The sequence below is a fragment of the Microcoleus sp. B5-D4 genome (genome assembly GCF_036705145.1).
Lineage (GTDB): Bacteria > Cyanobacteriota > Cyanobacteriia > Cyanobacteriales > Microcoleaceae > Microcoleus.
Genome location: NZ_JAUBTV010000024.1, coordinates 1 through 19202, shown reverse-complemented (window position 1 = coordinate 19202; position 19202 = coordinate 1). Strand labels below are relative to the sequence as shown.

Here is a 19202-nt window from a genome sequence, read left to right as displayed (position 1 = left end):
AGACAGAATTGCTTCAGGCCGCAGATGGCTGGTTTTCCCGCGCTGCGACTGCCAGAAGCAGACAAAGTGCTGCGATCGCTATTAGCAAAATTGTCACATCTCGATCGCCAAACAAGCATCTAAATCTAGCTGCGTCCATCTGCGGTTAATAATTCTCTGTTAAAAATTCTACACAAATTCTCCCTTAGCAACCATCACCACCTTACCACCCACCAAAACTGCTATTTCCCCTTCATTTTTGGCAGCTTGTAACAACAGCAAAGAAGGTCGATCGATTTCATAACCCTGCTCAACTCTGACATCAATCTTTGCTGACCCATAATAATCATGTTCTACCAAATATGCAGCCAAACAGCCGTTAGCACTGCCAGTCGCCGGATCTTCTGGAATTCCTAATGAATGGGCAAAAACTCGCACGCTTAAATCATTAAGGTCGCTGTAAGTTTCTGGGCAAAATATCAAAATTTCTTTCGCTTCCATTGTATCAACTAGCTCAAAATATTTATCTAAGTTGACTTGAGCTTTTTTGAGCGAGGCGAGAGTTTTTAATGGGACAATTATAAACGGTACTCCCGTAGAAACTTCTTGAATTGGGAAGTTGGAATCAATTTCATCGGGTTCTAAATTCAGGACATTTGCCAGACTTTCGGCTGATAAAACTTGACCAAAACTAGGCGGGTTTTGTCGCATCCACAAAATATCTGCCGATTCATTGTGATAATTAAAAGTAACTGGAATTTGACCGACGGCTAGATTGAGAATTACTCGATCGACCTTTTGGCGAATAATCTCTTGCTGCAACACAAACGCAGTGCCCAAAGTCGGATGACCGGCAAAGGGCAATTCCTTCTTGGGCGTGAATATCCGCACGTCATAGCCGCCATCTCGCGGATCGGGCGATCGAATAAACGTAGTTTCTGAATAATTGATTTCCCTCGCTATCTGTAGCATTTGCGCCTCAGATAGTTCGGCAACTCCCGCACCGCAAAATACAGCTAGTTGATTGCCAGCATACTTTGACTCGGCAAACACGTCAACTATATAAAAATTCATAATTATGCCTTTGATAAAAGTCTATAACTGATATTTTACATCGATCGCAAGACAGCCGTTAAAATAACAATAAAAACATAGGAGTAATCGCCGTGAGCGTCACGACTGTAAAATGGACGGTTGCAGACTACCACCGCATCATTGCAGCCGGCATTCTGGAAGGGCGAAACGTTGAATTAATAGGTGGAGAAATAATCGAAATGGCTCCCGAAGGAGAATCTCATGCTTACTCTAGCGATGAGGCTGGAGAGTACCTAATTTATTTGCTGGGTGATCGGGCTAAAATCCGCCAAGGTAAACCGATTATCTTGCCGCCAAGCAACTCCGAGCCACAACCCGATATCGCTGTAATTCAACGTTTGGGACAAGATTACCGAGAACATCATCCCTATCCAGAAAACATCTTTTGGCTGATAGAATACTCGGATCATACTCTGAGCAAAGACTTGGGAATCAAGAGCAAGATTTATGCGGAACCCGGCATTTCTGAGTATTGGGTTGTCAATTTGCGAACTAGGGAATTAATAGTATTTCGAGAGCCTACCAATGAAGGATATCAATCGAGAGAAACTCTGACTCAGGGTAATATTAATCCGCTGGCATTTCCTGATGTTGCAGTTTCGGTCACTCGAATATTAGGGGCTTAGGTAAATTGGACAATAATGCAATAATTACTGCTGTTTTCTTGTTACCAGGCTCTGCCTGGTAACACAGATCCAGAGGCTCCGCCTCGCTACTTCAAACAGCGAATTGCTTCCAACATTCCCCTGGCTTTATTGAGCGTTTCTTCGTACTCCATATCCGGGTTAGAATCAGCCACCAAACCAGCACCTGCTTGCACAGAAACCGAATGTTTATCACCACCTAAAGAACGAACAACCATAGTCCGAATCGCGATCGCACTATTCAATTGTCCCTCAAAATCATAATACCCGTAAACCCCAGAATACGGCCCCCGGCGGCAACCTTCCAACTCGTGCACAATCTCCATCGCCCGAATCTTCGGAGCACCGCTAACTGTACCCGCAGGAAAACCAGCTTTCAACAAATCCCAAGCTGTCTTATCCTGGGCCAATTCTCCCACCACATTGCTCACAATGTGCATGACATGAGAATAACGCTCAATTTCCATTAATTCGTCAACTTTTACAGTACCGTTTCGGCAAACTCTTCCTAAATCGTTTCTGCCCAAATCAACTAACATGACGTGTTCCGCAATTTCCTTGGGATCTTGCAGCAATTCAGCAGCCAAAGCATCATCTTCTTGAGGAGTTTTACCCCGGCGGCGAGTGCCGGCAATCGGTCGCAAAGTTGCTATTTTTTTACCATCAGCAGTGTTTTCCGCCTTCACCATAATTTCGGGACTCGATCCGATAATCTGCCAATCTCTGAAATGAAAATAAGCCATGTACGGAGAAGGATTAATCAGACGCAAAGATCGGTAAAGTGCAAAAGAATCGCCACTGTATTCAGCCTCTAGTCGCTGCGAGATAACTACTTGAAAAATATCTCCCGCTTTGATATAATCCTTAGCCTTTAAAACATTGGCACAATACTTTTCGCGGGTAATATTGCTCGTGTAAGCCAATTCTGTATTTCCGGTTGTGGAACGGGCATCTTGCCCGTCCCTCGGCGGAGTCCATTCTATGAGAGTAGATTGCTGGGAAAGCGGCGATTGCAGCTTCTCAACTAACTTACCAACGCGATCGCACGCTTGCTGATAAGCATCGGCCAAATCAACGCCAACCTCCCGCAAATCCGCATAGGCGACGGCCCAAATTTTTCGCTTCACCTGGTCGAAAATCAGCAAATTATCCACCTGCATCCACAAGCCATCTGGCAAATCATTCTCGCTGGCTGGATGCACGGGAACTCGCGGTTCTATCCATTTAATTAACTCGTAACCCCAAAAACCGAATAGCCCGCCAATTCCCGGCGGTAACTGCGGCAATTTCACGGGTTGATAAGACTCCAAACATTCAGTTAAAGCTACAAACGGATCGCCCGTAAATACTTGTTGCGAACCATCGCGGTAAACTTGAGTTGTGCGATCGCCCTTAGCCTCCAAAATCCACAACGGATCGCACCCTAAGAAACTATAACGCCCAAGTTTTTCCCCACCTTCCACTGACTCCAGCAGAAAACTGTAAGGTTGACCCGCACAAACCCGATACCACGCAGACACCGGCGTATCCAAATCGGCAACCCATTCTTGATACACGGGTACAAAATTGCCTTGTGTCGCCAGTTCCGAGAATTGTGAGAAATCGGGAAATATCATATATATCAGAAGGAAGAAGGAAGTTCGGCAACGGATTATGTAACGGATGTAACGGATGTAAAGGATAGAAGGAAGAAGGAAGAAGGAAAATGCAATCCTGGCAATAATTTCAGCGATTAAAAGCGTCCTAACCGTCTTGTCAATAAACAAAAGACGGAAAGCAACAGCCATGAGGCTGCTGGTACTCGCCAACCGCCATCACCGCCATCGGCTTGAGCGCGCGCAGCCCCTCTTGCAAACACCAGCGAAACAAACTTGCGTAACGCACCGGCAAGTGGAAAGAAAGCAATTCTTCGGAACTGTACGCGGCCGCCCCCAAGAGCAAAGCCTGCATATCCGCCTCAGTTTCTGCGACGCTGTGGCTCAAAGCCGACACCGCACAAGTATAAGCCACAATCTGACCTTGTTTGCAAGCAACCCAAGGAGAAAAGAAATTCAGGGCGTACTCAATATCGCTAGTTCGATCGCACCTGTATAATTTCTTGCACAAAGCCGCACATTCATCAACATCCTCACTAGCCAGCGGCCGCACCTCAAACCCATGCGGAGGCTGGCTGCGAAACTTCCCTTCCATTAACACGAAAGGTTCTTTCACCTCAAAACCCAAAGAAGCGTACAGCGACAGTGACGCCATATTAAAAGATTCCTGAACCAAACGGATGCCCACAGCGTCCTGTCCCCGTTCCAGCAAAGCTTTCATCATTTCCCGTCCCGTGCCGCGGCCTTGAAAAGTTCGATCGACACTGACGGGCCCGATACCACGAATCGGGCTGCGTTCGTCCATAAACCCGCAGCCGACAACCGCACCGGAGTTCTCGGCTACTATGCCAAAAAACAACGGACTTTCGATCACAAGACCAATAATTTCAGTTGAAAACTCCAGCGTCGGAAAATCTGTAGGAAATTGATGGCGATCGGAAATATCTTTAAAAGCTTCATAATTAATGCGAGCGCAAACATCGATATCAGAAGGCTGCGCTCGCCTGATTGCGAGATTCATTTTTAATTTAACATTAACTTTTAATAAGATTAGAAGTTTGCAGTAGTATTTTGGCGCTGCGGGCTTAGCCTCCCGCGCCAGAATACTACTGCAAAAACAAGTTTACAAGCTGAGCCTTACAGGGAATATTACCTATGTTTTGCTCAGCCATGCACTCATTGTCTAAGGATCGAAAGTCTTCTTACCGCTGAACTTCAGCTTAGCCGGATTGGGATTGCTGCCAATATTGCGGTCAATCTTACCGTTGTAGGGACGACCTTCGTTCACCTTCTCAGGGAACACGCCATCTTTGGGATGCAGGTACTCAGTAGTACCGTCTGGAAACACGCGGTAAATTTTGTAGTTGGTGATTTTGAATTTAGCCCGCAGTTGCTGGCCACCCAAAGCGATGCACTGCTCCTTCCGGGGCAGATGCAGCAAGTTGTCGCCTTGACGCATAATCGCAGCGCCACCCGTAGGCATTTCAAACACCTGCTCCTTGGGGCTAGTCCAAGTGATAGCGTACTTCTCTTCAACTAGCGCCTTGGTCAGCAAGCCGCCTGTGCTGCCGCCGAAAAGAGGGGGTTGTCCAGTGAGTTCTTCTGCCATAAACATATCCAAAGGATTTTTACGGCATCGTATCATCATGAGGCGACACGGCTGTAGAAATTGTAAGGAAAGTTAACAGTTTTTTGGCGATCGATCTTTTCTGATAATTGATAATTAGTAATTAATAGTTGATAATTGGTAATTTTCACCAAAGTTATAAAACCAAATTAGGCAGCACGAATCCCGAAAAAATAATCAAAAAAAAACAGCAATTATTCTGGTGCTTGTGGGGCACCCGAATAATCGCACATTCCCCCAATTTCCCCCCACACACGATCGCACAATTTACCGCGTCAACCCTAAGTCAAGAACCACTTAGGGTCATAGCCGCGCGGAATTTGGCTCAAAGCAGTCCAAGTTTCTTGATTTACAATCCCGTCGGCCTCAATCCCAAAGCTTTTTTGAAATGCGCGAACAGCTTTGTCCGTCAAAGTAGCAAAGTCGCCGTCAATTTTTCCGCCATAATGCTTGGAAATTTTGAGAACTTCCTGAACAGTAGCGACTGCTTCCCCAGAACTGCCTAATTTGAGTATCGGCATATTAACTGGAGCAGCAGTATAAAGCGCCTGCCAAGTCAGCGGCCCGACAATGCCATCCGGCGACAAGAAAACCCGAAACTGAAACAGTTTCACCGCAAATTGAACTGCTTGGTTAAAAATTCCTTTAGCAGGCTGCCGATAAAGTTGCAACTTGGTTAAGAGTTGTTCGAGTTCCAATACCGCTTTACCTTGAGAACCTAATTGTAGTTGTGGCTTTTTGGCCATAGGTTGAGTAGATTTCATCTGGGTTGTAGGTGACATAATCGATTTTGCTAACCTCTAGGTTTGAGTATTCTTCTGGAAAAAAACTTTTTCCGGGCGAAACATTTGCATTCTCAATTTTTCCCGAATCAACACTGGCGTTGGCCGTGCCTCAACAGATTCGATCGACTTTTACCATGTCACGGCTTGTGGACAGGAGACTTATACCAATTTAGATTATAGATTTTAGATTTTAGATTCGGCATGACTGATTACTATCGGGGTTTGCAGCTTACCTACAGTTGGATTCTTTTTTTAAACTGATATTAATTTTCGGCAGCATCCCTAGGTACTGTGTCGCCAAACCGGGTTGAAAACGGCAAGCGCATCCTGAATCTGCTTTGATACTTTATATTTTAAAGCTGAACACCGCGTGGCCACCTCACCTTTAAGGCCGATCTCACAGGGTGAGGATTGAGGGTGATATCCTTGACCTTTGCATCGTCCTGTATTCATCTCTCTCTTCTCTTTCTCTGCGTTCTCTGCGTTCTCTGTGGTTAAATCCTTCCGATGCAATCGGCATTAATAGTAGTCGTTAAGTCCGACAGGGGTTGAAACAAGAGCCTCATAGCTCAAGTCGTCTCAAGACGACTTTAGATTAGTATGTGATATCAAGTCCGGCTTAAATAGCCCCTCAGATCAAATTTGTTAGCAGCGGATTTGATATCATGCCAGCGCAGCCGAATTTGATATCATATCGTTTCCGGTTGTATCGGAATGATTTAACCGCAGAGGGCGCAGAGAACGCAGAGGGAGAGAATACAGAGATGAATACAGGACGATGCTACCGGATTTGATATCACTCGATCGCTACTTGCGCGCTCAGACGCCCACCAACCAGGTTTTTTACAGTATATTCCATGTAAATGTAGATCGCGAGAAACCGGGTTTATTGAACAGAATCAGTAATCATGCGAGAACTGTAAAGAAACCCGGTTTCTGGGGTATACCTCATAAACCTTGAATACGCTGTATCAATTTAGTCTAAACAATCGGAATAGTGAAGTGAAATTCACTTCCTCGGTCTTTTCCTGCGGAATCTACCCAAATTTTACCGCCCCAGCCGGCAACAATCTGTTTGCAAATTGCCAATCCCAAACCGGTACCGCCGGCGCTGCGGCGCAAAGCTCCTTCTTCTTGATAAAATCGATCGAACACTACTTTTAAACTGTTCGCCTCGATTCCCCTCCCTGTATCGGCTACGAGAACTTCCACCATCCGAGAACCGTTGCATTTGGCTCTTATGGTCACGCTTCCTTGAGGTGTGGTGAATTTGCAAGCGTTGTCTAGCAGTTTGGAGAGCACCTCTACCAACCACTCTCCGTCAGCTTGCACTAAAGGCAATTCTGCCGAAACTTCGGCGATAATTTCCGGTAACTGTCGATCGAGTCCGCCCCCCGATCGCACGCTGCTAAGGGCCAAATCAACGCATTCTTGCAGCGTCAGCGATTCTACATTCCATTGGACTCGCCCGCTTTCTAAGTGAGAAAGAGTTAAGAAATCCTGCACGAGTTTCCGCATTCGATCGGCATCGCCGAGGGCAGTTTCTAACATGATTTGCCGCAATTCTGGGGGCATATCTGGTTCGGAGTTCAAGCTTTCCAAACAAACTTGAATCGTAGAAAGAGGGGTGCGGAGTTCATGTCCGGTGATGGCAATTAGATTGCTGCGAGTGCGGTCTAATGCTTCTAATTGTTGGTTGAGTTCTTCTAAATGAGCGTAGGTTTCTGCTTGAATTAAGGCCGCTCCGAGTTGGGTGGCGATTGCCTCTACTAATGCAATTTCGTCTTCTTCCCAAGCCAAAGTCGATCGGCACTGGTGCATTTCCACCATTCCCAAAACCCGCCCCTGATAAAGCACTGGCACCATTAACCAAGAGACTATTTGCCAATTTTTTACAATTTTTTCCAGGGATTTTGTATTGACAATCAGCGGGTGTTGTGCTGTGTCTTGGATGTAAACTCGCTCCTGCCGCGCCACCGCGTCGCTCCATATTTGATTTTCCTGCAACAGCCAAGTCTGATCCAGCAGGGAACTAGCGCCGGAAGCCAAAAACTCGCGATCGATTTTGACCGCCACATCTGCAGCCTTGCAGCGATAAATCAAACATCGGCTTGCTGACAGGGCAGTGCCGAGTTCTTGGACTGCAACTTCGACGATTTCTTGTGGGTTGAGAGACTGCCGCATTGCCGTGGTAATTAAGTTTACCAGGCGTTCTTTGCGTTCCTGAGCGGCGATGGCGCTGTATGCTTTGAGTAGTTTGTGCTGACCTGCTTGCAAGTAGGTGACTAAGCGTTCGGTAAAAGCATCGCTCAATTTGGGATTGGGAATTTTTGAGCTTTTTCCCGTACTTATGTTGGGTTTTGTGGCTTTGGAAGTGGCTGATTTCCTCGTTTTTTTCGGGGTTTTGAGCTTGTAAGTAGTTCGCGCTCGATCGATCTTTTCGGCCAATTCCGGGCGATAATTGACAATTCTATCGAGCAACAATGCCGCCGCTTTGGAGCTTACCTCGCGATCGAACGTCCAAATTCCTTCAAATCTGCGAGCTTGATCCATCAACAGTGGCCCGCGATCGTCCTGGTTGTCGATCGGCACAATTTTTTCTTGACAAATCAGGCAAGTTGAGTAGTGCTGCCCCAGCACCACTAAGTGCCACTCTTTACTCAATCCGTCCTCCGGTGCAAACGCCACAGTTTCGTGACATTCCGAGGAATTTTTAAAGTCAGTTTCCGGTGCTGCCAGCACGTATACCTGAGACGAGCGTGAGGCAATTCGCCGGTAGCGGTGAGCTTCCTGGCGGTAGAAGCGCTCTCGCTGAAAGCTGGCAATGACTAGCGGTTCGTCGTCGGAACCCGCCAAAACTAAGTCTTCCATCGCGTGAGACAAGGCTGTCATGGAAGATTTGAAATAAATTTGTGCCCGCAGTTGGGGCAAAGCTTGCAGAAGTTCTGCCAGTAGCGAAATAGGGACGATCATCTAGCCTTAAACGTGCATTTTTGCCGATGACAAAACAGGATCGATAGGAGATTTAGAGCGATCCTTCTTCAGTATCTGATAGATTTACAGCACTTGGTAAGTAAAGTACAAAGAAATCGGTTTCGCTCTCCTGGGGTACCCCGGTGTTCGCCCAAATTCGCTCCGCCGTGCCCGCCCCGATTCCTAGTTTCCCTGTACTTGAGTGTCAAACTATCCTCGCTCTTGGATATCAGTGCCATAATTATCGCTTTTTGGCGATCGATCTGGTTAATCGGTAATTAAACTTTAAAAAAGCGCAAATAATTAGCCATTAGTTAAAAACTAACGACCAATTATTTTGACGACTGATCCCAAGAAACCCGGTTTTTACCCACCATCTATGAATAAACCGGGCTTCGGACACCTAGCGTGTAAGTCCTATATTTTTTTGAGGCATCGCGCCTAAGTATAAATGCTGCGGCTGTGGTTGTATCAGGCTAGTTCGCCCCCTTCGTCGCTGCCGCCCGGAGATGATTTGTAGAGAGCATCTAATTGTTCGCGGGCGTCTTGGACAGTCAGCGAACGCATCACTAAAAGCGGCTCATTGACTATGTTTCCGTATTCATCTAAAAGTTCTGGATGCGGTACCGGTTGAGAGCGAGGATAGGATGGGTAGGGATTATTTGCCCTGAACTGTTGAGGGCGCTGGGACTCCATACCAACGGTGACTAGACTGCGGATTAAGTTACCGACTGCCAGAAAGGCAAGAACGGTAAAAGCTAAAATATAAAGCAAGTGCAACATTATCTTCTCCTCCGGGCTAAACAGCCACACAGCAATTTACAAAAGTGTTTCAGCAAGTATTGACACTCCCGGCCGTAAACGCGGGGATTCTTGGTTCACTGACATACCTTTAAACTATTCATCCCTTCGGCAATATTTAAACCAAAAACCCGTCCAATTGAACGAAGCTTCCAGCCTAATTTGAATAGTCCCAGAGGGCTTGTCTCCCCAAGCGTTAAGGGATCATTCCCTTTGTTCCCGTATGCCCTACGGTACATCTAACTACTAAGATTTTGAGTTTTCTGGTATGGGTGCGCGATGGCTACCCTAGCTATGTTTTTGTGGTTTTCGCCACCCACGAGACATTATTGTTTCTCAAGCGGGTCATTTTGGGGTTGGTTATCCATTCGATGCTCGCGGTTATTCTACCTGTATCTATTTGTAGTATAGGGTACTATTTGGGAAACTTTTACAACTTTTTGGAAATAAAGCCTTCCTAAAAGGACGGGGTTTTAAACCCAATTTTCTGATAACTTATTAACTGGAAATCTGTTGGAGGTTGTCAAGTCAGCAGCCACATTTCCTCATTTTTGGGATTTGACTGCAAATTTAACTTGAACTCGCTTCCTTATTTTCCAGGGGGAGCTGACTGCCATGAGCGAAAGCGCGCCGATACTTGCCAGCATTCGGCGAGCAGTCTGTGCCACGGCATCAGTGCTGCTGTTTCAATCCCAACTTGACCTCCGGTTGCTTGAAATAGAGCTTTAGCAGCGCCTACTTCTTGCTGAGCCTGTTTGACTCGCGCCAGCAAGTCAGATTGATCTTCGTCGCCCAGAAAGGGAATTTCCTCAGTTTCTAAGAGCTTTGCCGATCGATCGAACCAGTAAGTGAAATCCTCTAACAGCGGTTCCAGTAACGCTTTGAGCAATTCTGGCTCGGGCAAGTTGGAATTAAGCATGGATCAAAATTGGGTTATTTATCTATTATAGTCTTAGACGGTCTTTACATATTGTAACATATTTCTAACAAAATTTTAATAATTTAACAACAATTAGCAGGTGGGTGTGAATAAATTTAAATGTGTCAGCAGCGATTTTTGAGTCGAAATCCCCAAATTCTGCAATATCCGCTCAGACTCGCTAGCAATAGCTCATAGGAGAAGGAAGTTCGGCAACGGATTCGCTTTCTTCGGATGTAACGGATGTAACGGATGAAAGGAAGAAGAAAGAAGGAAGAAAAAAACTATGCCCTGCGCGGGCCAATCCCCTGCGCGGGCCAATCCCCTGCGCGGGCCAGAATGACCTAATTTCCCGGAGTGTCCCCCTGCCGGAAGTCGGCGCTTACTGTCCCAATCTGAGTAAGATAGAAGCAACTGCAACTAAATTAATTGCTAATTCAGCCGATGTCTAGCTCACAATCCATGTCCCCTCCAGAAGAGTCCGCTAAAATTGAGTTGCCCCGCACGAGTGAGTCGGAGGCACTAAAAAAAATTCGCCACACCACCTCCCACGTTATGGCGATGGCGGTGCAGAAGTTATTTCCCAAGGCGCAAGTGACCATTGGCCCTTGGATTGAAAACGGTTTCTATTATGACTTTGACACTCCCGAACCTTTTACGGAACAGGATTTAAAAGCCATTAAAAAAGAGATGATCAAAATCATCAACCGTAAATTGCCTGTAATTCGGGAAGAAGTCAGCCGCGAGGAAGCGGAACGTAGAATTAAGGAGATTAACGAACCTTACAAATTAGAAATTTTAGAAGGTTTGATCGAACCGATTACTCTTTACCATTTGGGCGAGGAATGGTGGGATTTGTGCGCCGGGCCTCACTTGGATAATACCAGTGAGTTGAATCCAAAGGCGATCGAGCTAGAAAGCCTAGCAGGCGCGTACTGGCGCGGCGACGAAACCAAAGCTCAGTTACAGCGCATTTACGGCACTGCTTGGGAAACCCCCGAACAGCTAGCAGCATACAAACACCGCAAAGAAGAAGCATTAAGGCGCGATCACCGCAAATTAGGCAAAGAATTAGGCTTGTTTATCTTTGCCGATGCGGTGGGGCCTGGTTTGCCTTTGTGGACGCCGAAAGGCACTGTTTTGAGAAGTATTTTAGAAGATTACTTGAAACAAGAACAAATCAAGCGCGGTTATTTGCAAGTAGTGACTCCGCACATTGCCAGAGTCGATTTGTTCAAAATTTCTGGACACTGGCAGAAATACAAAGAAGATATGTTTCCGCTGATGGCGGAGGATGAGGAAGCAGCAGCAAACGAACAGGGTTTTGTGATGAAACCCATGAATTGCCCTTTTCACATTCAAATTTACAAAAGCGAATTGCGTTCCTATCGAGAATTGCCGATGCGCTTAGCGGAATTCGGCACAGTTTACCGCTACGAACAATCGGGAGAATTGGGCGGTTTAACGCGGGTGCGCGGCTTTACGGTGGATGATTCTCACTTATTTGTTACGCCGGAACAGTTGGATGCTGAATTCTTGAATGTGGTGGATTTGATTCTGTCAGTATTCAAGAGTCTGCAACTGAAAAACTTTAAAGCGCGTTTGAGTTTCCGCGATCCGAACAATTTAGAGAAATACATCGGTTCCGATGAAGCTTGGGAAAAGGCTCAAGGTGCAATCCGCCGCGCGGTGGAAACTTTGGGAATGAATTATTTTGAGGGAATTGGGGAGGCGGCTTTTTACGGGCCGAAACTCGATTTCATTTTCCAAGATGTTTTGGATAGAGAATGGCAATTAGGAACTGTTCAGGTAGATTATAATTTGCCAGAACGTTTTGATTTGGAATACGTTGCTGAAGACGGCATTCGCAAGCGTCCGGTGATGATTCACCGCGCTCCTTTCGGTTCTTTGGAACGCTTGATCGGGATTTTGATCGAGCAGTATGCGGGCGATTTTCCGCTGTGGTTGGCGCCGATTCAGGTGCGGTTGTTGCCTGTCAGCGCGGAGTTTTTGCCGTTTGCAAAGGAAGTGGCGGCGAAGATGAAGGCGCTAAATATTCGCGCAGAAGCTGATGAGGATAGCGAGCGTTTGGGCAAGTTGATTCGCAATGCTGAGAAGGATAAAATTCCGGTGATGGGTGTTGTGGGTGCGAAGGAAGTTGAGGCGAATAGTTTGAATATTCGGACGCGGGCTTCTGGGGAGTTGGGGGCGATTTCGGTTGATGAAGTGATTGGAAGGTTGCAGGCTGCTATTAGCAGTTATGGCAATTTTTAGGGAATTTTAATCGCAGATGCACGCGGATTAACGCAGATGATATGTTGATATTGTCTGCGTTTTTTTAATTGAGCTGCTAAAATAGTAGTGGTAAACGGGAAGTACGCTCATGCCTAATCCATTTCCGGGGATGAATCCTTATTTAGAACATCCTGATTTTTGGCCAGAAGTCCATCATTTACTGATTAGTGTGATTAAGGAGTCGTTAACTCCGCAATTGCGCCCTAAATACCGCGTCGCTATTGAAAAGCGAATTTACGAAATCAAAGGTGAAAATTCTCTATTAGTAGCGATTCCTGATGTCTCTATCCAACAGAAACGCCGTCCCGCAAGTGCGATCGCATCTAATGCTGTCGCCGTCGCTTCCCGAACTGTGCAGCCTTTAAAAGTCAGAATCCCAGTGTCGGAAGAATTTAGGGAAGGATATTTAGAAGTAATCGATATGACAACCAAGGAAGTTGTCACGGTTCTTGAAGTGCTTTCGCCTGCAAATAAACGCCGGGGGGAAGGTCGAGAAAAGTATGACAATAAGCGAAATAAAATATTTGATAGCAGTACCCATTTAGTCGAAATAGACTTGTTGCGGGGTGGGGAACCTTTGCCAGTTTTCGGACATTCCCATAAAAGCGACTGCCGCGTTTTAGTCAGCCGCAGCAATCAACGCCCGATCGCCGATTTATACTTATTTAACCTTCCCGATACAATTCCTGCATTTCCCTTGCCTTTGCGTCCCGAAGATGTAGAGCCGGTTCTGGATTTACAGGCGCTGATTAATCAAGTATACGATCGCGCAGGTTATGATTTTGAAATTGATTACACAGCCGATGCAGTGCCCCCGCTGTCAGAAACGGATGCTGTTTGGGCCGATTCTCTGTTGCGAGAGAGAGGGTTAAGGGGATAATACAAGTAGGTAAATTAACAGGAGTTAAATCAATGACTAATCCATTTCCAGGGATGAATCCTTATTTAGAAAGTCCTGAATTATGGCCTCAAGTACATCACTTGCTAATTAGTAGCATTTTTGAATCATTAGTGCCGCAGTTGCTGCCCAAATATATCGTCGATATTGAAAAAAGAGTTTATGAGCTTAGCGGGGACAATTCCCTATTAGTGGGGATTCCTGATGTGACTGTGCAGCGTTCTCCTAGTCCAACCAACCCTACTTCTTCTAATGTTGCAGTTGCCGCACCGCCTGTGACAGCTTTGAAAGTAAGACTGCCAGTACCTGTGGAATTTAGGGAAGCATATTTAGAGGTAAGAGATACAGCAACTAGGGAAGTTGTGACAGTGCTTGAAGTGCTGTCACCTGCCAATAAGCGCCCTGGTAAAGGGCGAGAAATGTATGAAGCAAAGCGAGAAAAGGTGTTTGGTAGTCGCACTAATCTGGTTGAGATTGACTTGCTGCGAAGTTACCAACCTCTACCAGTTTTTGATAACGATATTGAGGCAAGTTATCGAATTTTAGTGAGTCGCGGAAATCAAAGGCCTTTGGCAGATTTGTACCTTTTCAATTTACCGGATATGATTCCTCAGTTTCCCTTGCCTTTGCGAGCGAGTGATGCGGAACCAATTGTAGATTTACAAGCGTTATTAAATGGGGTTTACGATCGCGCCGCCTATGACTTTAGAATAGATTACACCGCCACACCAGTTCCTGCGCTTTCAGAATCAGATGCTGCTTGGGCGGATGTTTTGTTGGGGGAAAGAGGGTTAAAGGGCGATCGCAAATAACAACTGATATTTAAGCGCCTAAGCGCTTTTTTAAAGCCTCCAAAAAATGAACAGACCAATATTCAAGAAATCGGCTTTTCAGAGGTTTGATGAATTTCTCCCAAGGATTGAGATTAACAATATAATAACCGATTTTGAGACCAATCGGCTCTAAATGTTTGCCTTCTATTTCCTGGCTCAATAAAGGCAATTTTCTATTACTTAGCTGTTGTATGAGCCAAAGTACATCGCTGTTTTTTTGTTGTTCTGGACTTTTCTTAATATCATTGGTAGAACCAGCAATATCATCTCGCTCGAAAGAAATTATTGCAGTCAAATTAAACAGAGAACTATTAGCAATAAAGCATTGAGTTTGTTCTCTGGTTGGTAGCACTCCTAAGCGGAATTTGTCTAACATTTTTGCTAGCGATCGCACTGGAATAGCGCTCTCTGTATTGCTGATATCAGGAGCAATTAATAAGGACGGCTGGCCTTTAATTGAAGGTCGGTCGATGCCCAGATTTTCGATTAACCTTTGAATCCGTTCGTAGTCAGGGCGATCGCAGAATTTCTCCACAATATTTGGATACCGATCGTCGCTTAAAAATTCTAAAAGAGCAATGTACTTGCATCCCAGACTGTGACCAACCCAAAAATAACTCGATGGTTCTTGATAAATTTCGCTTTCATAGCCTAATCTTTGAGAAATTTGGGTCAGTTCTGTTCTCAGAATCTCCTGCTCTTTTAATAACCCAATAGCGATGGGCCAGTGACGAAAAGTAAATCTAAACGGCAAAGCAACTACGGTATAACCTTCTTCAAACAACTGGTGTAAAAAATATCGATAAAACAAAGTTGGTAAACTACCAAAAAAAGTTCCACCAATAAATTGAACCACACCTTTTGGCTGCGGATGAACAGCCACCCAACTAAAAGAAACAGGCTGAAATTTAAATGAGTTCGACATTTGAATAAAGCTCAGTGAGTGTATAAGTAGGCTTAATTAAACGTAATCAAAGGTAATTAAACGTAAGGTGGGCATTGCCCACCCTACAGTTACTTACCATTTAACAGTTCTAGCCGCGAGACATTCTGACAGGAATATCGAATTTATCCATCACTGTATTTAGCTCTTTCAAATTGACATCATTGGCATCGAGTTGGGCCAGCAGTTGCACGAGCATTTGAGCTTTTTCTGAATTGTCTGCTTCCAAAGTAGCCAAGTCCAAATTACCGTTGCGTAACTCTTCCAAAATTGGGCCAACAATTGGTAAATCGATGATAATTGGTTTACCTGGTTCAGGCGTAATCTCGTTCAAGCCTTTTCCACTGGCGATCGCTAAAGTGTAATTAATTTGATCGAAGTCCGGTGAAGTTGGAGTTGCTGACGGGAAATCGTTTGGCAAGAAAGTACCGCGAATTTCGGGATTCAATAACACCTTGACTGGTTTCTTGCTTTGGGGTTGAGGCTTTGGAAAGATGGAACGCGCTGGCACAAATAGCGAGACATAGCCGCGCACTTCCAGCAAACCTGGAGTCAGAGTTTTTGGCAGAATGGGCAACAATTGAACAGATGCAGTTTTGTGAGCGGGTATTGTGAAAAATGCGCGATATACCTTCGGTTTCCCTGGCTGCTGAGTCAGAGGTACCTCGATGTTACTGCCTTCAACGTCAACAACTAAGAAAGCGTTGTTGAGCAAGATTTTATTAGGATCTGCCGGCACGGGTAAGCTGATGGTAAACTCAATCCGATATCGCAAGTCGATCGCTTCGAGATTGGAGATGGTGAGAAAGTATCCCTGAACGATTCGACGAGCCACTGGGATGAGTTGTGGAGGGATGCCCATCACAGGTGCGATCGGTGCGGTGAGGATTTCAAAGGTGGAAACTTCCATGTTTGTGTCCGAGTAATTTAACTTTTAGCTTGGGTTATTTAGCCGGAAAATTGTGTTTCTGTTTTTCCGTGGCTATATCTATGAATAACTGCCCGTCGCGGTTGGTTAACAGTCGCTTTTTCTGGTGACACTCATTTGAGTTAACTCAAATGAGTGTCGCTTGATTGTGCGACTTGACAATTTAAAAATTTTTGTTAAAGCGCACAGGAACACGGATCGGGAATTTAATTTATCCTTGTGTATCTGAAGATAAAAATAAAATATCGCATTGATTATCAGGGCGATCGCACATTCATCTGTTGGTATAATCCCCCTTTAATGGGCCCGGGGCGATCGAAAAGCTAAAAAAGCCTACACAAAACGTTACATATTTGTTAACATCGGGACGAGTCTGTTCTCAGCAACCCCTCTGTTAACCTTCTAAACTAACCGTTATGAGTCAACCTCCCTCAGCAATTCCCGCCTCAGAAGAGTCCGCCGAAACCCCGACAGCGCCGACAAACACTGCACCTCCACCGAGTTATGTCAAGCTGGCGATGCGGAACATGGTTCGCAAGCGGGCGACTTCTCTGTTTCATTTTGCCTTGACAGCCGCCGGACTTTTAGGCGTACTCGTGGGTTTGGCTTTTCTCGATCGCTATTTCAATTCTTAATTGGGGATTCAAACAATCAGCCTCTAATTTCTGCTGATGTTTTTGATATTTCTTAATCGGGAGTTAAGCTGATTGTTCTGCCTGCCTGTTGCAATCTCTAACAGATTACTGTATCTTTCCAGCAACAGCAAAATCCCCTGCCGTTCGATCGCGCAATTGGAATTTGTAAAAAAATTGAATATATCCCTTGACAGGAGAGCAAAAAAATGTTAATAGAGGTGAACGTCGAGGACTGTTACGGGCACGCCCTGCAGTCAGCCGACGCTTCCAACCTCCCTGAGAGTGCAGCCAGCGGGGAGATTGCAGCCGAAACCTGGGAAAATTGGTTTAGCGTTTGGCTGGAAAACCAGCAGGAGGATGTCCCAGTTGCTCCCGGCTACGAAGTCAGTCTGCGTTTAACCGCCGATACGGAGATGCAAGCGCTCAACCTCCAGTACCGCCAGCTTGATCGATCGACCGATGTACTAGCTTTCGCATCTCTAGAGGTAGACTGTCCTCAGCTAGAGGAAATGCAGTCATCTGAACCCCTATACTTGGGTGATATCGTTATCTCGATCGATACAGCGAACCGACAAGCCCAGCAGCAAGGACATCCCCTGAAGACCGAACTAGCTTGGCTGGCCGCCCACGGTTTTCTGCATCTTTTGGGCTGGGATCACCCGGATGAAGAAAGTCTGACTCAAATGCTCGATCAACAAGAAATATTGCTGCGGGCGATCGGTCTTGCGATCTCTGGCAGCATAACTGAAGTTGATGGTGATTTAACAAATCATGTCAAGCCCAACATAACTTTCTGAAATTAAACCAAAACTTTAGTAAAAACATAGAAAAGTTACCTAGACTTGATGTAGTTAATTTGAAAAGTTTAGCTTTCATTCATCTCTGTAAATTAAAGTTGGTTCTTTATGACACTAGATAGACCCTCAATTTCATCACAAATCGCAGAGTTTCTGCCCATGCCTCAAGACTCTTCTAGCCAGACAGTCCACGAGTCTAAAAAAGCCTTGAAATACAACCGAGATCTGTCCTGGAAAATCGCATCTAGCTTAGCTACGAGTTTTAGATACGCTTGGGGGGGTCTGACTTATGCTTTTGAAACTCAGCGCAATTTTCGGATTCACACTGTTATAGGAACATTGGCGATCGGACTCGCGCTATTTTTGCAACTCCAACCTGTAGAAATATCTGTGATCGGCGTCACCATTGGCATAGTTTTAGCAATGGAACTGTTGAATACGGCGATCGAATCCGTGGTAGACTTGACAGTCGGGCAATCCTACCACGAACTAGCCAAAATTGCCAAAGACTGCGGTGCTGGAGCGGTTCTGGTATCAGCAATGGCTGCTACGATCGTCGGTGCTGCACTTCTGCTTCCTCCTTTGTGGGCAGTCGTTCAAATTGCGATCGCCCGTCAGTAACTTATTGGGCCCAGAAAATTTTAGGTTTTAGATGACCAATTTGAGATTTTTAGTTTTCTTAGTCTATATTGCAGCTATTTTTATCTTCGGCATCTATCTAAAATCTTGAAACCCTTGCTTTCAGGGAGCGAGTTAACCTAAAATCTAAAATCTAAAACCTAAAATCTAACTTAACCCGTGATTATAGTCATCGATAACTACGACAGTTTTACATACAATTTGGTACAGTATCTAGGAGAACTCGGTGCTGAGTTGCCGGTAGCCAGCGAAGTGCAAGTCTACCGCAACGACCAAATTTCCTTAGCAGAAATTAGGCAATTACAGCCTGCGGCAGTGGTGATTTCTCCAGGCCCGGGGCGGCCGGAAGATGCGGGAATTTCTCTGGAATTAATCAAAGAATTGGGGCCGACTCTACCAATTTTAGGCGTGTGCCTCGGACATCAAAGTATCGGTCAAGTATTCGGCGGCAAAATTGTTTCTGCACCCGTGTTGATGCACGGCAAAACTTCTCAGGTAGAACACGCAGGAGTCGGAGTTTTTCAGGGCGTGGAATCGCCGATGATTGCAACTCGCTATCACAGTTTGGTAATTGAAAAGCAGAGTTGTCCTGAAGTTTTGGAAATTACGGCTTGGGTTGAAGACGGAACTATTATGGGCGTGCGGCACCGGGAATATCCGCACATTGAAGGTGTGCAGTTTCACCCGGAAAGTATTTTGACGACTGCGGGAAAGCAATTATTGCGAAATTTCTTGGAACGGCTTTAGGATCGCGAATTAAATAACTTACAATTTTAATTGTTATTGTGGGATGGGCGTCCCGCCCGTCCTTTTTGG

18 protein-coding genes are annotated in these 19202 nt (G+C 45.5%); 8 read left to right on the top strand and 10 right to left on the bottom strand.

Annotated elements, in window-relative coordinates:
• Positions 1 to 168 precede the first annotated feature (168 nt).
• On the bottom strand, positions 169 to 1053 hold the full coding sequence (locus QUB10_RS13810; RefSeq protein ID WP_333202897.1) for a PhzF family phenazine biosynthesis protein: 885 nt from the start codon (positions 1051 to 1053) through the stop codon (positions 169 to 171).
• Between the two features lie 92 nt (positions 1054 to 1145).
• On the opposite strand from QUB10_RS13810, the gene QUB10_RS13805 reads away from it, so the two are divergent.
• Positions 1146 to 1700 (top strand): Uma2 family endonuclease, encoded by a 555-nt coding sequence (locus QUB10_RS13805; RefSeq protein ID WP_333202895.1) that lies wholly within the window; start codon positions 1146 to 1148, stop codon positions 1698 to 1700.
• Between the two features lie 86 nt (positions 1701 to 1786).
• On the opposite strand, the gene trpE is transcribed toward QUB10_RS13805, so the two are convergent.
• The 7 genes from trpE to QUB10_RS13770 form a co-directional block, all read right to left on the bottom strand.
• Positions 1787 to 3334, bottom strand: coding sequence for an anthranilate synthase component I (trpE, locus tag QUB10_RS13800; RefSeq protein WP_333202894.1), 1548 nt, complete (start codon positions 3332 to 3334; stop codon positions 1787 to 1789).
• A 139-nt stretch (positions 3335 to 3473) separates the two neighbouring features.
• Positions 3474 to 4334, bottom strand: a complete 861-nt coding sequence (locus QUB10_RS13795; RefSeq protein WP_333202890.1) for a GNAT family N-acetyltransferase — start codon at positions 4332 to 4334, stop codon at positions 3474 to 3476.
• A gap of 162 nt (positions 4335 to 4496) precedes the next feature.
• Positions 4497 to 4922 carry a photosystem I reaction center subunit II PsaD gene (locus QUB10_RS13790; RefSeq protein WP_333160170.1) on the bottom strand — a complete coding sequence of 142 codons (426 nt, stop codon included), beginning with the start codon at positions 4920 to 4922 and terminating at the stop codon, positions 4497 to 4499.
• 299 nt (positions 4923 to 5221) lie between these two features.
• On the bottom strand, positions 5222 to 5722 hold the full coding sequence (locus QUB10_RS13785) for a peptidoglycan-binding protein (RefSeq protein WP_333202888.1): 501 nt from the start codon (positions 5720 to 5722) through the stop codon (positions 5222 to 5224).
• 984 nt (positions 5723 to 6706) lie between these two features.
• Positions 6707 to 8698 (bottom strand): DICT sensory domain-containing protein, encoded by a 1992-nt coding sequence (locus QUB10_RS13780; protein WP_333202886.1) that lies wholly within the window; start codon positions 8696 to 8698, stop codon positions 6707 to 6709.
• A gap of 471 nt (positions 8699 to 9169) precedes the next feature.
• A complete protein-coding gene (locus QUB10_RS13775; protein ID WP_333054700.1) occupies positions 9170 to 9481 on the bottom strand; it encodes a DUF2973 domain-containing protein in 312 nt (103 codons plus the stop codon).
• Between the two features lie 607 nt (positions 9482 to 10088).
• Positions 10089 to 10418, bottom strand: a complete 330-nt coding sequence (locus tag QUB10_RS13770) for a DUF2605 domain-containing protein (protein WP_333202884.1) — start codon at positions 10416 to 10418, stop codon at positions 10089 to 10091.
• A 444-nt stretch (positions 10419 to 10862) separates the two neighbouring features.
• On the opposite strand from QUB10_RS13770, the gene thrS reads away from it, so the two are divergent.
• The 3 genes from thrS (at position 10863) to QUB10_RS13755 (ending at position 14423) form a co-directional block, all read left to right on the top strand.
• Positions 10863 to 12692 carry a threonine--tRNA ligase gene (gene thrS, locus QUB10_RS13765; RefSeq protein ID WP_333202882.1) on the top strand — a complete coding sequence of 610 codons (1830 nt, stop codon included), beginning with the start codon at positions 10863 to 10865 and terminating at the stop codon, positions 12690 to 12692.
• Positions 12693 to 12801: 109 nt separating this feature from the next.
• On the top strand, positions 12802 to 13593 hold the full coding sequence (locus QUB10_RS13760; RefSeq protein ID WP_333202880.1) for a DUF4058 family protein: 792 nt from the start codon (positions 12802 to 12804) through the stop codon (positions 13591 to 13593).
• 32 nt (positions 13594 to 13625) lie between these two features.
• Positions 13626 to 14423 carry a DUF4058 family protein gene (locus QUB10_RS13755; protein ID WP_333202878.1) on the top strand — a complete coding sequence of 266 codons (798 nt, stop codon included), beginning with the start codon at positions 13626 to 13628 and terminating at the stop codon, positions 14421 to 14423.
• 10 nt (positions 14424 to 14433) lie between these two features.
• On the opposite strand, the gene QUB10_RS13750 is transcribed toward QUB10_RS13755, so the two are convergent.
• Positions 14434 to 15369, bottom strand: a complete 936-nt coding sequence (locus QUB10_RS13750) for a DUF1350 family protein (protein WP_333202876.1) — start codon at positions 15367 to 15369, stop codon at positions 14434 to 14436.
• A 109-nt stretch (positions 15370 to 15478) separates the two neighbouring features.
• Entirely contained in the window at positions 15479 to 16297 is an 819-nt protein-coding gene (locus tag QUB10_RS13745) for a hypothetical protein (RefSeq protein ID WP_333202875.1), read from the bottom strand.
• A 434-nt stretch (positions 16298 to 16731) separates the two neighbouring features.
• Here QUB10_RS13745 and QUB10_RS13740 point away from each other — a divergent pair, with 434 nt between their 5' ends.
• The 4 genes from QUB10_RS13740 to QUB10_RS13725 all read left to right on the top strand — a co-directional run bounded on the left by QUB10_RS13740 (position 16732) and on the right by QUB10_RS13725 (position 19133).
• Positions 16732 to 16950 (top strand): DUF3285 domain-containing protein, encoded by a 219-nt coding sequence (locus tag QUB10_RS13740; RefSeq protein ID WP_172190724.1) that lies wholly within the window; start codon positions 16732 to 16734, stop codon positions 16948 to 16950.
• 206 nt (positions 16951 to 17156) lie between these two features.
• Positions 17157 to 17747, top strand: a complete 591-nt coding sequence (gene ybeY, locus QUB10_RS13735) for an rRNA maturation RNase YbeY (RefSeq protein ID WP_333202871.1) — start codon at positions 17157 to 17159, stop codon at positions 17745 to 17747.
• 159 nt (positions 17748 to 17906) lie between these two features.
• Positions 17907 to 18368 (top strand): diacylglycerol kinase family protein, encoded by a 462-nt coding sequence (locus QUB10_RS13730; protein ID WP_333202869.1) that lies wholly within the window; start codon positions 17907 to 17909, stop codon positions 18366 to 18368.
• Positions 18369 to 18545: 177 nt separating this feature from the next.
• Positions 18546 to 19133: an aminodeoxychorismate/anthranilate synthase component II gene (locus tag QUB10_RS13725; RefSeq protein ID WP_333157814.1), complete on the top strand. Its 588-nt coding sequence runs from the start codon at positions 18546 to 18548 to the stop codon at positions 19131 to 19133.
• The last annotated feature ends 69 nt before the right edge of the window (positions 19134 to 19202 follow it).

Bases quoted from the DNA above. Each gene is read 5' to 3' on its own strand.
- QUB10_RS13750 (WP_333202876.1), bottom strand. From the start codon at position 15,369: ATGTCGAACTCATTTAAATTTCAGCCTGTTTCTTTTAGTTGGGTGGCT.
- QUB10_RS13755 (WP_333202878.1), top strand. From the start codon at position 13,626: ATGACTAATCCATTTCCAGGGATGAATCCTTATTTAGAAAGTCCTGAA.
- thrS (WP_333202882.1), top strand. From the start codon at position 10,863: ATGTCTAGCTCACAATCCATGTCCCCTCCAGAAGAGTCCGCTAAAATT.
- QUB10_RS13730 (WP_333202869.1), top strand. From the start codon at position 17,907: ATGCCTCAAGACTCTTCTAGCCAGACAGTCCACGAGTCTAAAAAAGCC.
- QUB10_RS13785 (WP_333202888.1), bottom strand. From the start codon at position 5,722: ATGTCACCTACAACCCAGATGAAATCTACTCAACCTATGGCCAAAAAG.
- QUB10_RS13760 (WP_333202880.1), top strand. From the start codon at position 12,802: ATGCCTAATCCATTTCCGGGGATGAATCCTTATTTAGAACATCCTGAT.
- trpE (WP_333202894.1), bottom strand. From the start codon at position 3,334: ATGATATTTCCCGATTTCTCACAATTCTCGGAACTGGCGACACAAGGC.
- QUB10_RS13740 (WP_172190724.1), top strand. From the start codon at position 16,732: ATGAGTCAACCTCCCTCAGCAATTCCCGCCTCAGAAGAGTCCGCCGAA.
- ybeY (WP_333202871.1), top strand. From the start codon at position 17,157: ATGTTAATAGAGGTGAACGTCGAGGACTGTTACGGGCACGCCCTGCAG.
- QUB10_RS13790 (WP_333160170.1), bottom strand. From the start codon at position 4,922: ATGGCAGAAGAACTCACTGGACAACCCCCTCTTTTCGGCGGCAGCACA.
- QUB10_RS13810 (WP_333202897.1), bottom strand. From the start codon at position 1,053: ATGAATTTTTATATAGTTGACGTGTTTGCCGAGTCAAAGTATGCTGGC.
- QUB10_RS13745 (WP_333202875.1), bottom strand. From the start codon at position 16,297: ATGGAAGTTTCCACCTTTGAAATCCTCACCGCACCGATCGCACCTGTG.
- QUB10_RS13795 (WP_333202890.1), bottom strand. From the start codon at position 4,334: ATGAATCTCGCAATCAGGCGAGCGCAGCCTTCTGATATCGATGTTTGC.
- QUB10_RS13770 (WP_333202884.1), bottom strand. From the start codon at position 10,418: ATGCTTAATTCCAACTTGCCCGAGCCAGAATTGCTCAAAGCGTTACTG.
- QUB10_RS13780 (WP_333202886.1), bottom strand. From the start codon at position 8,698: ATGATCGTCCCTATTTCGCTACTGGCAGAACTTCTGCAAGCTTTGCCC.
- QUB10_RS13775 (WP_333054700.1), bottom strand. From the start codon at position 9,481: ATGTTGCACTTGCTTTATATTTTAGCTTTTACCGTTCTTGCCTTTCTG.